This is a genomic window from Alteromonas ulvae, from assembly GCF_048987005.1.
In the GTDB taxonomy this organism is placed as follows: Bacteria; Pseudomonadota; Gammaproteobacteria; order Enterobacterales; family Alteromonadaceae; genus Alteromonas.
Window position 1 is genome coordinate 951,475 of the sequence record NZ_CP185261.1, and the last position, 14,332, is coordinate 965,806.

13 protein-coding genes are annotated in these 14,332 nt (G+C 43.1%); 3 read left to right on the top strand and 10 right to left on the bottom strand.

Features of this window, described 5'->3' with window-relative positions; all coding sequences use genetic code 11:
* Window position 1: 1 nt before the first annotated feature.
* A complete protein-coding gene (locus tag ACOJR9_RS04200) occupies window positions 2-922 on the bottom strand; it encodes a cation diffusion facilitator family transporter (RefSeq protein ID WP_420935126.1) in 921 nt (306 codons plus the stop codon).
* A 208-nt stretch (window positions 923-1,130) separates the two neighbouring features.
* On the opposite strand from ACOJR9_RS04200, the gene ACOJR9_RS04205 reads away from it, so the two are divergent.
* A complete protein-coding gene (locus tag ACOJR9_RS04205) occupies window positions 1,131-2,594 on the top strand; it encodes an esterase/lipase family protein (RefSeq protein ID WP_420935127.1) in 1,464 nt (487 codons plus the stop codon).
* 8 nt (window positions 2,595-2,602) lie between these two features.
* Here the strand turns inward: ACOJR9_RS04205 and ACOJR9_RS04210 are convergent, their stop codons facing one another.
* From ACOJR9_RS04210 to ACOJR9_RS04230, 5 genes are all read right to left on the bottom strand, one after another.
* Window positions 2,603-2,953 carry a YacL family protein gene (locus ACOJR9_RS04210; protein ID WP_420935128.1) on the bottom strand — a complete coding sequence of 117 codons (351 nt, stop codon included), beginning with the start codon at window positions 2,951-2,953 and terminating at the stop codon, window positions 2,603-2,605.
* Complete coding sequence (locus tag ACOJR9_RS04215; RefSeq protein WP_420935129.1) at window positions 2,953-3,477, bottom strand: YgjP-like metallopeptidase domain-containing protein; 525 nt, start codon at window positions 3,475-3,477, stop codon at window positions 2,953-2,955. Before ACOJR9_RS04215 ends, ACOJR9_RS04210 begins: the two co-directional genes overlap by 1 nt.
* Before the next feature lie 80 nt (window positions 3,478-3,557).
* Window positions 3,558-4,157 carry a YigZ family protein gene (locus tag ACOJR9_RS04220; RefSeq protein ID WP_420936044.1) on the bottom strand — a complete coding sequence of 200 codons (600 nt, stop codon included), beginning with the start codon at window positions 4,155-4,157 and terminating at the stop codon, window positions 3,558-3,560.
* Window positions 4,158-4,460: 303 nt separating this feature from the next.
* A complete protein-coding gene (locus tag ACOJR9_RS04225) occupies window positions 4,461-5,666 on the bottom strand; it encodes a type II toxin-antitoxin system HipA family toxin (protein WP_420936045.1) in 1,206 nt (401 codons plus the stop codon).
* Window positions 5,656-5,955 carry a helix-turn-helix domain-containing protein gene (locus ACOJR9_RS04230; protein WP_269517472.1) on the bottom strand — a complete coding sequence of 100 codons (300 nt, stop codon included), beginning with the start codon at window positions 5,953-5,955 and terminating at the stop codon, window positions 5,656-5,658. The genes ACOJR9_RS04225 and ACOJR9_RS04230 overlap by 11 nt, the downstream gene beginning before the upstream one ends.
* A gap of 292 nt (window positions 5,956-6,247) precedes the next feature.
* Here ACOJR9_RS04230 and ACOJR9_RS04235 point away from each other — a divergent pair, with 292 nt between their 5' ends.
* Window positions 6,248-7,573, top strand: a complete 1,326-nt coding sequence (locus ACOJR9_RS04235) for a TMEM143 family protein (protein WP_420935130.1) — start codon at window positions 6,248-6,250, stop codon at window positions 7,571-7,573.
* A 210-nt stretch (window positions 7,574-7,783) separates the two neighbouring features.
* Complete coding sequence (locus ACOJR9_RS04240) at window positions 7,784-8,221, top strand: SRPBCC family protein (protein WP_269517475.1); 438 nt, start codon at window positions 7,784-7,786, stop codon at window positions 8,219-8,221.
* Window positions 8,222-8,404: 183 nt separating this feature from the next.
* On the opposite strand, the gene ACOJR9_RS04245 is transcribed toward ACOJR9_RS04240, so the two are convergent.
* The 4 genes from ACOJR9_RS04245 to ACOJR9_RS04260 form a co-directional block, all read right to left on the bottom strand.
* Complete coding sequence (locus ACOJR9_RS04245; RefSeq protein WP_420935131.1) at window positions 8,405-9,448, bottom strand: AI-2E family transporter; 1,044 nt, start codon at window positions 9,446-9,448, stop codon at window positions 8,405-8,407.
* Between the two features lie 134 nt (window positions 9,449-9,582).
* Complete coding sequence (locus ACOJR9_RS04250) at window positions 9,583-11,028, bottom strand: adenosine deaminase family protein (protein WP_420935132.1); 1,446 nt, start codon at window positions 11,026-11,028, stop codon at window positions 9,583-9,585.
* Window positions 11,029-11,301: 273 nt separating this feature from the next.
* On the bottom strand, window positions 11,302-12,912 hold the full coding sequence (locus ACOJR9_RS04255; RefSeq protein WP_420935133.1) for a trehalase family glycosidase: 1,611 nt from the start codon (window positions 12,910-12,912) through the stop codon (window positions 11,302-11,304).
* A complete protein-coding gene (locus ACOJR9_RS04260) occupies window positions 12,909-14,156 on the bottom strand; it encodes an MFS transporter (RefSeq protein ID WP_420935134.1) in 1,248 nt (415 codons plus the stop codon). The genes ACOJR9_RS04255 and ACOJR9_RS04260 overlap by 4 nt, the downstream gene beginning before the upstream one ends.
* Window positions 14,157-14,332: the final 176 nt, after the last annotated feature.

Consider the following 14,332-nt stretch of genomic DNA (forward strand, 5'->3'; position numbering starts at 1 on the left):
GCTAATCAGCTAACGCGGGATTAGCAATAAACAATATATCCATAATAATGGCTGGATCCCACTGTCGCATGGCGGTCTCACTGGCTATGCGAATATCGTCTAGTTCACTAATGGTTGCCACGGAAAACGATTTATCAACAATAATATGCACGAGTAAATAAATATCTCGTCCGCTTTTACTTATCCGTACTTCAACATGTTGATAGGGCACTGCAATCAAGGTTTGCTTTAATCGCTTTTCAATCACAGTTGTCACCGACTCAGGCGGAGCCTTATTAATCACCTCTTTTAGGCTGTCGAGCATAATTTTAAAAGGCACAGGCAGTATGGCGAGGCCTAATAGTATAAGCAAGACAGGGTCGACAAAGGAGGCATACTCAGCAAAACGGGTTTGTTCAATACCGTATGCAATAGCAAAGCCGAGTAAGATTGACGCACTCAATACGCCATCGACAAACCAAGTGTGAGCTTCTACTGCCACTAGGTCTGAACGCAATGGCTTACTTTGATACTTCATGTAGCCAGACACAGCAAAGCACGCAGTAGTAGCAATAACACCGTAAATTATGGCATAGCCATACTCAGCCTTTATGCCACCGTCTGCAAGGCTACCAATAGCTCCCACCACGGCATATAAGCATGTGGCAATGATAATAATGGATTTGAATAAGTTTAACGTAGGCTCTATGGCCGTGTAGCCAAAATGAAAACGGTCGTCATCGGGCAACTGCACTAAATTTGCTACTTTTAGCGTGAGCAACGACATGAAAAAGGCAATGAGTGAGTAGGCGCCGTCAAACAGGATGGCGGCTGAATGGGTAATAAAAGCAAAGCCAAGTGCGATAAATACAAACAAACCCGCTACGTAAAACGATACCCGCAGTAAGGTTTTTTCTTTAGTGTGGTGAAAACCTATGGCCATTTTTGGCTCAAAGACTCAAGCGTGAATATTCGGCGGATAATACGCTTGTTTTAAAAATAAGATAGCGAATTTATGTTGGGTGACGAGTAATTTTTTTGTCCTTATTTAGTGCACTTTTTTATCAAAAAACAGTGCAGTTTAATAATTAGATTGCCCTTGCGCTATTACTGCTATGCTTAGATCAACTTGATAATAGAAAGGGCATGCTTTGTCTAACCCAAAAACAGATGACCAAGCTACTGATACCAAAGCTACTGATACCAAAGCTACTGATTCCCAAAATGCTGGCAAACAAACTCAAACAAAAAAGCTCTCTCAGGCGCAAGAGGCTAATCGGCTAATTGCCGAGGCGGTTATTCAACTTACCTTGGCAATTGAGACAATGCACAACCGTATTAACCCGCTAAATTGGCTGGCACCATCAACACAATCATCAACACCAAAATCAAAACAGGCGCTTAGCAGTGATATTACTGGCATGGTGTACGACAGTATACGTGGCATTACCAGCGAGATAAGCAAGCGCATTAGTATGCCGCTCTCGGTATTAAACGACAGTTTGAATAACAGAGGCAGCAGCAACCTCAAAGACAGTGTCGGTGGCAGTGCTAGTGATAGTGCAAACGGCAATGTAAGCGAAGACGCACCGCCATCATCACCGCCATCATCAACGCATTCACCATCACCTTCATCAATAAAACCTACATTACTCTCAGCCATAAATGGCGTTATAGGCGATTACCTTCATACACAGCAAAGCCCGCTGTCCATCGCCATGACATTTCGTCAACACGGCAATGATATAGAGCTAAATGCATTGGCGCGACACATCGCAGAGTCTAAAGGCAAGCTTCTTATTATGGTGCATGGCTTATGTATGAATGATGTGCAGTGGCGGCAAAGCGAGCACGATCATGGGTATTATCTTACTAATGATCTTTCATGTACCACGGCTTATTTGCACTATAATACGGGCCGACATATCTATCAAAATGGGATGGAGTTGAATGCACTTTTAGGCAAGTTAGCGAATCAGTTTCACTCGTTACAAAGCCAGCACTCACTAGATATTTCAGTGGTTGCCCATAGCATGGGCGGGTTAGTCACAAGAAGCGCGCTTTATTATGCTAAAGCTGCCATACCAGAAGCGGCCGCAAAAACAGAGATGGCCGAAGAAAATGTACAATGGGCCGAGTATGTGAAAAAACTAGTGTTTCTTGGCACCCCACATCACGGTGCGCCTCTTGAAAAAGCAGGCAACTGGGTAGACCTATTTTTAGGTATGCATCAGTTCACGGCTCCGCTAACCCGCATTACTCAAATTCGCAGTGCAGGTATTGCCGACCTTCGGCACGGATACATCGTTGAAAGCGACACCCACTCTGAACGGCTTTTTGATTTTGCGAGTGATCAACGCAAGCCCATTCCATTGCCTGACGGGGTAGCGTGTTTTGCTATTGCCACTACGTCCTCGGCATCGCCAAATGCTATAAATAAGCATCTCGTTGGTGATGGTTTAGTGCCCCTTAATAGCGCACTAGGCATTCATGAAAATGAAGCGTTTACTCTTAATTTTAAACCGGAGAATCAGTGGGTGGGGAATAACATCAGTCACCTTGGATTGCTGGGTAATAAAACCATCTACGACGTTATTCACCGATGGCTTTCTTAATGTGTTTATTAACGAATAAACGCCTTCCATTCTTGTAGCAGATGCTTGAAATCTGCCAAGCCGCAACCTGCTTGCATCTCTTGGTCGTAATCTTCGGCAAATTCTTTGTGACTGGTTTCGTTGTGATTGAGGGTAAGTATCACTTCGTCGTCTTCAATGGTTAACGTGTATTCCTTGCCAATAAATTGGTAATCAGGAATGTTGCGACACAGCAGGTTTTCAATGGCATTTAGCACTGTATTAATGCTTTCGCGATCGGTACCTAAATCGTTACTTAACCAATCGCCAAAAGCTTCGCATTCAAGGTCACATTTGGCGGAAGGTTCTCCTAACATATCAGTGCGAAATTGAAAATCCATTAGGCCTCCTTGGGCAAATCATAAACATACCCTGTTAATTCTAGTTCAGTTAAATAGACTCGCACGTCAAATTCAATTTGATGGTAATCGGGCAGCATATGTTGGCACAGTTTGTAAAAGGCCTTGTTATGCTCTTTCTCTTTTAGGTGGGCTAATTCATGCACCACTATCATGTTCAAAAATGGCTCGGGCGTGTGTTTAAACAAACTGCTCACTCGCAGTTCATTTTTACTTTTTAATTTACCGCCTTGTACCCGAGATACATAAGAGTGCAATCCAAGGGCGTGGTTCACAATATGGATTTTTTGATCGTATATGACCTTACTCAACGGTTGCGTTTTCTTCATATACTGGTTTTTAAGCCCCATTACATATTCACGCAAGTCGTTGTCGTTTGCTACTGAGTGAGTGGCAGGGTAGCGGGCGCGCAGCCAATCTCCCAACGCGTTGTCGTCAATCATCTGTTGAATTTGTTGTTGCAGTCTCTCAGGGTAGTGTGAGAGATATTGAAGTCTGCTTTTCATAATGGCACTCATACTGACGAATCATTCAATTTGCTTTGCCTACTTTCAACGTGCGGGCTTTCAACGTCTGCGCTATCAACTTAATGGCCTTCAATGTCTTGATTAACAATGGGCGCGAGCTGCTGCTTTATTTCTTCTACGTGGGTAACGGGTATTTGAATATCAATACTTACCTGTTGTGCGTAGCGACAGTCGGCAATATTCCCCGACGCTTGCTGAACCAAATGCCTAACAAATTGTTCGTGTTTAAAGTCTACATCAACGGTAAGCATGTGAAGGGTAACTTCTTCTCGTACAGTAAGCTGTTCAATGGCTTGCTGCGCCGATGCAGAATAAGCGCGAACTAGGCCGCCAGCGCCTAGTTTTATGCCGCCAAAGTAACGAGTCACTACAATCATTACATCGCCAATATTTTTATGCTGAAGCACGTTTAAAATAGGTTTGCCGGCTGTGCCACTTGGCTCGCCATCATCGGCCATAGCGGCGCTTACGGGAGAGCTTGGAGGACCAAAAATATAGGCCCAGCAGTAATGTCGTGCATCGGGATAGCGCTGTTTTACTTCATCAAGCACAGCCATTGCGCTCTCGCGAGAGTTGGCAAATGCTGCCATCGCAATAAACTTGCTTTTCTTTACTTCAAACAGGACTTCAACCTGATTGGCGGGAACGGGATAATTCATTTGGTAAGTATAACCCATTGCGCAGCCCCAATTAAGCGGGTCGTAGTGGTAGTGCAATAGAAAGTGCAATAGAAAATGCAATAGGATACGAAATTGATGTGATTGATGATATTGAAAGCAATGCTTAACACTGTGGGCCTATTTTAGCGCAGAGATATGCGAAATGTATGATTTAAGAATGCTATCAGGTCGAACATTTTTCATTTACAGTCCTGCTCTAAGAGTGACTGCAATGACGCTGAACCTAACAAAATGAGACGCTGTTGAATGGATAAGGTATACATTTCAATCTCCTTATACTCACTAACTTATGGAAGGAATTACGCCTTCTAAACGCTTTATGTCAACCTCGCTGATATCAGCAAAACGTTTAAAATGAGCAGGCCATTGACGAACATAACACTCAATCTCAGCAATAATTTTTTTGGCCTGAGCATTATTTAAACCAAAGCGTTTAGCTTGCGACAGAATATTATCGATACTCGCATAGCGGCCATCATCACCAAGCCCTAGGCCGTGCTGCTTTGAGTTATTAATTGGAGTAATATCGTAAGCGGGGCTCAAGCGCCACGTTTGCTCAGCAAAATTATACAAAAATGCATGGTTTCGGCTGTGGTCATCTGTATTACCTATAAATACGTTAAACACCATTCGCCTAAATAGTTCAGTAGCATCATCCGCAAATTTACCCGTATGGTGGCGAATAAACTCAGCCAGTTCAGCGTAGCTATAGAAAGTAGCTAAATCGCTTAACGCGACTTTAGGCTTTTGCAACAAGCTATTAGCGCTCAAGAAATGATGTGTTGGTAAGCCTCCGCTTACGTCAAAACGCTCAACTAAGAGAACATCTCCATTTTCTGTTTCATGAATATAGGTATTTGCAGAACGAATCCCCAACTCATTAGCCATACGCATAGCACTGTGCTCAGCCCTTACTAAATTGAACAAATCGTCTTGACGATTAAACTTTGCCAAATAAAGTTTCTCACCAATTTTCACTGATGTTTTAGGCCTTGCTCCACCCATACTTTGGCCAAACTCAAAGGCTTTTTTTGCCTCAAGTGAAATAGCCTTATCAGCGAGTAAATCGTCCTTGGCTCGATCTAAAAACGCTAAGTCGGCTAACGTGTTTTTATTTGTTTTATGCTTTGATGCATTGCGCGACAAACTAAAAACCAACGCACCGACACCATATCCAGACCCAGCTAGTAAAAACTCAAGCTCGTTTTTGGGTCTAGTATTATGCAGTGAAAGTATAAGCTTACGACCCCATGAGTCAGCACCGGCATCACTTAATACGCCAAATATACCTTTATTCGCCGAATAGCTAAAAATGCCAGACTGTAGCGGTAAATGCACAGGGTCAAGAGCAAACGCATCTGGCCGTGCGAGGTAACTTTTACCGTAGTTAAATTCCCCACGACCTGTTTTTGTGTTTAGCTTGAAAAAGCCACAAATAACGGGGGCGTCTTCCAAACCATCAATAAAAACATAAGCCTCAGAAGTCATCATTAATCTCCTGAGTTTTACGGCCTTTGCGCTGCCTTGCATTATAACCACCAGCATCCGCAACTAACTCATTAACCTCGTCTAACAACGAGCCTTGTAGCTGAAGCGCAACTAAAGCTTCAAACAATATATCGCTTTTTACCACCTCGCCTTGCTCAAGTTTTTGCACCGTTGAACGGGATACGCCTATCATTTTCGCAAACGTACTTTGGGTATAATTCAAAGTGCGATGCTGACGTATTAAATCACCCAATTTATTCGCCAACTTTGACGCTTGCTCAGATCTCATAAGTGAACACTTAACCAGTCATTAATTAATTAAAGACTACTTTAGCAGTATTTAATAAGCATGCAAGGTGATTTGAATATATATAAAGCATGTTTAAAGCAGCGATCGACATTCTGTAAACAAAGCCTAGCGCTCTTGCGATTGTTGTAAGTAGCCTTTAGATGCATTGTGTTATCAGTCATTTATGGTTTACTGAGCACATGACTTTGTTTCGTTAGCCACTTGTAAAGCGCCACTGACTAGATAAAAACGGTGCGCCAAGTGTTAGTGAATTACCTACGTTAGAACGGTTATGTCCTCAGAACGATTTATTCCTTTTCGCAAAGCCGATGTTGTTTCCATGTGTCACGATGTCCTCATTAACAAAGAAACCGCTGATGCTGATAACACTGCTAACTCCTTTGAGGTGTTTTGCAACTTGTTGGTAAGCCGTATTCACTTTCAGTATCACGAGCAGCTAGAGCGCTTGAAAAATAGCTACGCGCTTTTCGACCCTAACAAAGATACCCGCACGCTCAAAGATATTACAGATAGCGAACGCAAAAACGTTCAAAAAGACTTCGCCAGTGAGTTTTCCACTTTATTAGATTCTGCAAACTTTGAAAAAGTCACCGATACTGATTTAGAAGATGCGCTGCATGAAGAGTCGCTGTTTAAAGTTCGTTTGGCGGTAAGTTTTGACGATTTTCAAGAAGTCGTGTTTTATCGTCGAGGTGAATCGGTTAAAACAGAAACGCTACGTACGTTCTTTGGGTTACGTAAAAAATCGATATCGTTTACCAACTACGAACGAGTGGCGGTTTATATTACCTTTAAAGATAAAGACGACTTCGAGCAACGGAAAGGTACTAAAAAACAGCTCCCTGTCACTTTCAGCCCTGGAGCCACCATCATTAAGCTGTTTCAAAACGTACCCAAAGCAGATTTGGAAATGCTATTTCCAAACAGTGAAGTGAAAATGCGTCCGCTCGATAAACTTATCATTGGGGCGTCGGCAACGGTAGGTGGCATTGTTGTGCTGGTGACGAAATTAGGGGCGTCTATATTACTGCTGTCGTCGTTTCTCGCGTTTTGGTTAGGGCTTAAAGATGAATCGGTAGAGCTTACCAAGCAAAGCCTGATTACCTTTGGTATTGGTATGGGAGTGTTCGGTAGCTTTGTCTTTAAAGAATGGACGAAGTTTAAAAATCGTAAAATACGGTTTATGAAAGCCCTTTCGGACAACCTTTATTTTAAGAATTTAGATAACAACGCTGGCGTGTTTCACACTCTGGTAGATGCCGCAGAAGAGGAAGACTGTAAAGAAGCGTTGTTGGCTTATACCTTCTTATTAAAACATGAAGGAGCAGGGATGAGCGCAGATGAACTCGATAAAGAGATTGAAGCTTGGTTTCAGCACACTCACAATTGCACCTTAGACTTTGATGTGTCTGATGCTATCGATAAATTGGTTAAAATGAAGTTGGTAGATACAAAGCCAGTAGAAACAGGGCTCGTAGCAACAAAGTTCGTAGAAACCAAGCTCGCAGATAAAAATAACGTGCGATTCACGGCTAAGCCGTTAAAAAGTGCCATTAACGAATTAGACGAATATTGGGATAATATTTACCAAGCCTAGCTTAATAGGATTAGTTGTTAAAAGTGCATCAATTGAGGGCATTTCTTGCAGGTCCATCTTCTGCAGATACACCTTACTCCAAAAACAAACCTATTCACATAATGGCCGAATTGGCTATAGTTGCAGATAAAAAGAGGTTATTTGAGCTATTCACACATTGCTCTATATTCAAGCAACCAATAGGCTCACGTTTTTTCTAATAGGTATCTAATGTTTTCAATTCATGTAGAAAGAGTAATCGATAAACCTATCCACGATGTGTTTGCGATGCTAAGCGATCACGAAAACTATGCGCAGTTTAAAGGCGTGGATGAAGCGAACTTACTCGTTCATGGTAAAGACGACAAAAACGGGTTAGGCGCTGTGCGTGAAATTATCGCCGGTGGCGCTAATCTACATGAAGAAATTGTCGCGTTTGAGCCTCCTTATAAACTTGGCTACAAGGTAATAAAGTCAAAACCGTTGCCTTACGATCATCAATTAGGCGAAATAACGCTAAAAGAAATAGACGGTAAAACCCACGCAACGTGGCGCTCAAAAGGCCATATCACTATTTTCTTGTTGGGCAGTTTGTATTTCGATAAGCAAATTCAGAAAAACGGTGGAAGAGCGTTTGGTAGTATCTTAAAGCAGATTGGTAATTCATAACGTGAGCCACAGTGCTCCGTTGAGAGGGGGCTTGTTTAGATAGAGAGCCTCTTTAAATAGAGAACTTCTATAGATAGAAAACTCCACTCGTATTGTCATAACAAGAGTGTCTTTTGCTTTATCTCTTTTTCTATCGTCGATATGGCGGGCATCTGCGTTGTTAAATGTAGACCTGACCCCCTTTTATTTATATAGGTCGCTGTGTTTGTATTTACCGATGAAAAAGCGGATTAGTACACCTATTATGGCGGCCAACGGCACTGCAACTAAAAGCCCTAAAAAGCCGAACAAGCTACCAAAAATAGACAGCGACATAATAAGCCACACTGGGTGTAATCCTACAGAGTCCCCAACGAGTTTAGGTGTAATAAAGTTGCCTTCAACGGCCTGGCCAAACACGAAGATCCCCACAACCATCGCCACTGAAATCCACTCACTCCAAAACTGAAATAAGGCTAAACCTAACGCAAGTAGGCCTCCCAATATGGCGCCTAAATAAGGAATAAAGCTTATCAATCCTGCTGCAAACCCCACCACTAGACCAAACTTAAGGCCCACAAGCATCAACGAGATGGCATAGTAAACACCCAAAATAATGCATACGGAGCCGGTACCGCGAATAAATCCAGCTAAGGTTTTATCTATTTTTTTCAATAAGTCGCGAATAACGGGTTCATGTTTGCGGGGAAGCAAACCGTAAATAGTTGAACTCATGCGGTGCCAATCTAAAAGTAGATAAACGGCTACTACAGGCACAATGACAAACAGCATTGCCAAATCGATAATGTTTGCAGCAGAGCTAAATGCAGTACTTAAAAACTCACCGCCACGCTCTTTTAAAACGTCACCAGCAGAATTCATTACTGAGCGTAATGTAGTACTTTCACCAAACACTGACGGGAGTGTTTTACTTAACCACTCACTCAAACTGTTGAACAAATCTGGGCCAGATTCGAATAAGCTTATTGCTTGCGTCACGATTGCTGGTACTACAAGAAGCGCAGTGAGCGCAAAAATGAGTGTTGCTGAAAGCGTTATCAGGGCAGTAGCCGCGGGTCGGCTGAATCCTTTACTCTCCAATTTTTCTGCGACTGGGTTGAGAATGTAAGCAACCACTGCACCTAAAACAAACGGTAACAGCACATCGCCTAAAAACCACAGCACGAGAATGAGTATGCCGGCAGCGAACGCCCAGTATTTAATCTGCTTTTTCCCAGTAGATGTCATGTTTGTTTAGTCCCTTCTAAATACTGTAGCTAAGGCCAATATCTGAGGCTAGACTTAAGGCCATATTTAAGCTTAATAGCGAGGTGACGCAAAGATCAAATAGCCACTGCGTCACCTGTTTCCAATCGCTTTTCCTATTCGCCGCAAACTGCCGGTGCGTAGCTGCAAATAAAGGTGTAGTGCTGCTGTACGTCTGCTATTAGCGTATTGTTCAACCTACTATCAATAAAGTGCTGAGTTTCTTTATTAAGGCGAAGCAGTAATGTTTTGCGGTCTTTATCTGACATGAAGCTGTGAGTTATCGCGTTTTTATTCAACTCAACCAATTCATTCCATGATAAATTAAAGTGCGATACCGCTACGTAGTATTCATCAGTTAAATTGCTGCTCCACATGCCTCTATCATCGGTTGAAAGCGTCACCGGCACGCCTGTTCGCAGATACTCTGGAAAGGGGTGATCATCAATGCTGTCGGCGTACTCTAATAGTAGATTAGATATCAGGTTTATCTCTACTAGATAGGGAGAGTTGCGCATCATTAATAGCGTATCCGGGTCTTCAATTAAGTTGTACCCGTGACCAATCCTGTCTGCGCCTAACAGCAACGTATTTTTAATATGTGTATTGGGTTCATCTGATTCACCGGCGTGAACGCTCAGTGGTATAGAAGGAGACTGCGCTCGAAGCTTACGTAGGGTAGATAAAAACCGCAGTGGGTGACCCTTGTCGTTATCTTCCCTGCCGACGAAGTTGATACCAACAAAATAGTCTCTATGCCCATCAATAAACCTCCAAGCTTCTTCAAGCTGCTGTTCAGCGTTAGGTAAAAAGCGAACAATCGCTAATTGAAAGCGCACTTGAACATTGGTCTTTACCGCAGCTTCGCTCTTTAACATTGCTATCAATAATTCAGCGACAGAATGAGGTAAATAAGGAGAGCCATCTGGATAACGCATGCCGGTTACTTGAATTTGGGTTTCTAAGTACAGCACATTCTCTTTTTGATAAGCCTGCATATTTTTTAACAATAAATAGTTTTGAATATGCGGGTTTAGAAGCATGTCGCCTAGGCGTTGCCAATGTGTCTGAAAAAATTCGTCGCGGCCCTCATGAGGCTTGTCTAATCTAATACTGTTCTGAAATGCCCGCTTTTGTGTCTTACTCAAACTGGTAAGTAGGGTGTAATTGTTTTTTTCGCAGGTGGAGAGTTGTTCATAAGTAAACGCTGAAATAGTGTGGAACATCAACAGCTGTGGATTCAAACCAAATTCATTTGTGCCGTAACCATTGCATAGCGTGGGTGCTGTCTTTGTGTAATAGGTATAACCGCCGTTTTGCGCTGAATCAGTGGCTATATCCCACCACCATTCGCTCATGCCAGCGCCAGAGAGGTGATGGTGAATATCACCGCCTTTGGGCATCGCGTGCAAGAAGTTATACATTTCAGCTGGTGTCGCATTCTGCTTAAATGAATGAAACCATTTTGACATGGTTAATTCAGACGTTGATGATGTTTCCGCCGCATTGATAGACAGGCTAAGGGTAAGTAGGCAAGCGAAAGCCTTAATATGATTTAACAAAAAACTGTCCTCTGTGTGGCAGGTTACTTGATTAATTATCTGAAGAACATCAGATCATGCAATTATATGACCAGTAAGTCTACTTAAGAGGGTAGTTTTAAATACTTGTTTTGTATATGAATAAAAGTCTGCTTAAACGCTAGTTAATATTGTAGATAACCTCCGGCGCACTAAAATGAGGACTACGCCCACCGTAAGGTAGGCGAGCGACTTTCAAATTGTCCTATTTCCGCGGGTCAGCTGATAAGTATGAGGCAGAGCATTCAACTGGGGTTATAGCTTGCGTTTGAGTGCGTTGATGAAATAACTATAAACCCCGTTTGTCCAACCAAACCCAAGTTGAACATCGTATTCACCACCTCCTGCGGTCTCAGTGGGTACGCAAACATTATACTTCTCTAACAAGGCCCCTGTACTAGCAAAGTTGTCTTCAACGGTATTACAAAAACGTTGCATAATTTCTTTAGCTTCGTCGTTAAAGCCATAATTTGTCATGCCAATGGCTGCAAAAAATTGCAGAGGCGCCCAGCCGTTTGGCGCATCCCACTGTTGAGAGGTCGTATTAGTGGTGGTCACTATGCCACCTTTTTTTAGAAGCTCGCTCATGAGCTTGTGCTTGACTGTATTTGCCTGTGCCTTGCTTGCTATGTTCACAAAAAGGGGAACACTCATTGCTGCGGAGATAACGTCGGTTTGCGCCATACTCGGAAAGTGACAGTCAAAATAACCGCCTTTTTTTGAGCTATACAAGTATGTATTAATTGCCTGCTTTCTGTTTTTCAACGCCTTTTGATAATGTGCGCGATCGTTGCCTTTTGTGACATTGACGAGCGTTTGTTCAAGTGAAGCTAGCAAGGCATTTAAATCTACTGGGAGTATTTCGGTTGTTCTAATGCTTTCAAGTTGCTGTGGGTTTTCAAGCCAGCGAGAGCTGAAATCCCAACCTGATTCACAGGCTGCTCTGATGTGTTGATAAAATGCGCTTTTATCAACATTGATGTTTTTGGCAGTTTCAATGTCTTCCCGGTAAGACTCGGGCCTTGGCGTTGGTTCAGGGTCGAAATAGCGATTTAACACTGCGCCGCAGGGCATTGTTACGGTGCGAAGTTCGGCCCGCGTTTTCACGTGCTCTCTTCTATTTTCGCTAAGGGTTTTATCACTACCGCTAAGGGCTTTATCACCACCGCTAAGGGCTTTATCACCATCGCTATAGGGTTTATTCGCCCCTTGCATCCAAAATGCGTACTCTTTTTTTAGCCCATCAATGATGTAGGCTCTTTGCTTTTCTGAAAGTTGGTTTTCTAGCAAGTTGTAGAACAACGCTAAAATAGGCGGCTGACTTCTAGAGTGGTAATACGCCCTGTTGCCATTGGGGATACAGCCCACTTCGTTAAGAATATCGACAAAGTTTTCCAGCATATTAATTGCCATATCGCTGCGTCCAGCATTCACGAGACCTTGCGCGGTAAAATAACTATCCCAGTAATAGATCTCGCGAAAACGACCGCCCGGCACAATGTAGGGGCGAGATAAGGCTATTAAACTATCTTTGTGTTGAGTATCTGGGGTGCGCGTAAGCACATCCCACATCTTAGCAATATAAGTAGTTATATCGCCGCATGGCAATTTCAAGCTCGCATTGTCGCTATCTGGCAGCGTAAAGTGTGCGTCCACAAAGTTGTGCAAGTCTACCTCGCCTCCTTCCTCAGTCGCTACCTGTAACTCTTGTTCGTATTGGTGAAGCACAGTTGTTAGGTCTGTTTTTACTATGGCGTCGGCGAAGGTTTTGCTATCAGAAAATAGTTCGGCCATTTGAACGTGCTTAAATAAGCTGCTGTTAAAAAACGTTAGGCTGTCGCGCCAGTTATGCGAAGAAGAGTTCATGATGATGAGGCATCCTGTAATTTAGAAGAAGATGATGCTTTTTTGAAGAAAAAGAGCGTTGCAAGGAGTCCCGCTATGGGAACAAGGGATAGGTAAAACGCGTTTTGGCCGCCCATGGCATCAAAGACAAAGCCAGTGACGATCGAGCCTGTTGTGCCACCAAGGGCCGAAAACACAACGATGAGCCCAGTCATTGGCGCATGCTGCTGCAAAGGCAGGGCGCTTAACATAACTGAGTTTATAACGGGATAAATGGGCGCCATCATTAGTCCAATCATGGGAATAAGAAATGCTGCTAGTGGGGCGCTGGTCCAACTGTTGATATCGCTATGCGCGCCGCTATTTTCAGCTAAAGGTAAGCTGATAAGCATGACAATCGCCATTCCCACAAGACAGATATTTAAAAATGGATACCAGTGCATTTTTCTTAGCACAGCACCGGCTGTCAAACGGCCCACTGCAAGGGCTATGGCGAAAATGCTCGTCATTTGAATACTCACTTGTGTAGGCAGTCCAAGCACCTCTTTATTGAAGGTTGGTAGCCACGAGCCTATGCCTTGTTCAATTAATACGTAAAGAAAAATAGAAAAAATGAATACTAGTGCTAGCGGTTTGTAGGCAAGTTTGAGCATGCTAGCAAATTCACTTGCAATGGTAGCGTCGTCAGAAAGCTTCACCGCCTTGATTGGCGCAAACATCACAATAACGAACGTAAACGCAACTAACCCAGCAAGAAGATAATAAACATTGAGCCACGCGAGGGAGGCGTCGTTATTCGGGTCGATAAAGCCGGCGAAAATCCAATAGCCAGACAAAACACCTAACATAAAAATACCTTCTATGGTGTTCATCAATGATGAGTGTGTTTTTGTCGACGAGGACAGTTGACCAATAATGGCGTATACCGACACTTTTACTAAGGCAAATGCAGTGCCGATGCAAGCAAACAGCACTTTAATAAACATAAAATTAGCGACTGATGGAGTGAAAGCACAGGCTACAGCGACAAGGGCCAAACCCAATAGCATGGCAATTTTATACCCAAACCGAGGAATAACGCTGGCTACCAAAAAAGACACAATGGCAATGGACAGGTCTTTAAACCCCTCGAGGGTGCTCGCTTGAGGTTTACTAATGTCGAAACTATTGATGGATTGTAGGATCACCGTGCCTACGCTATTTAACAGTATGGCGAAGACATAATAACTCACCGCAATGGCAGCAATAATCATCAAACGAGACATGTGTAAACACTCTGTTAACTTAATTAAGCTGGAGTGTAATGCTAAGAAAATGAAAATGCAAACGTTTGCATTGAAGGTGTGTTTGTATTGAGTGGAGCGTTTGTATTAAGTAGTGCGTTTCATTCAGTGATACGCAAGCGCAGCATGAGTGGTTAACAAAGTATTGCGATGGGCGT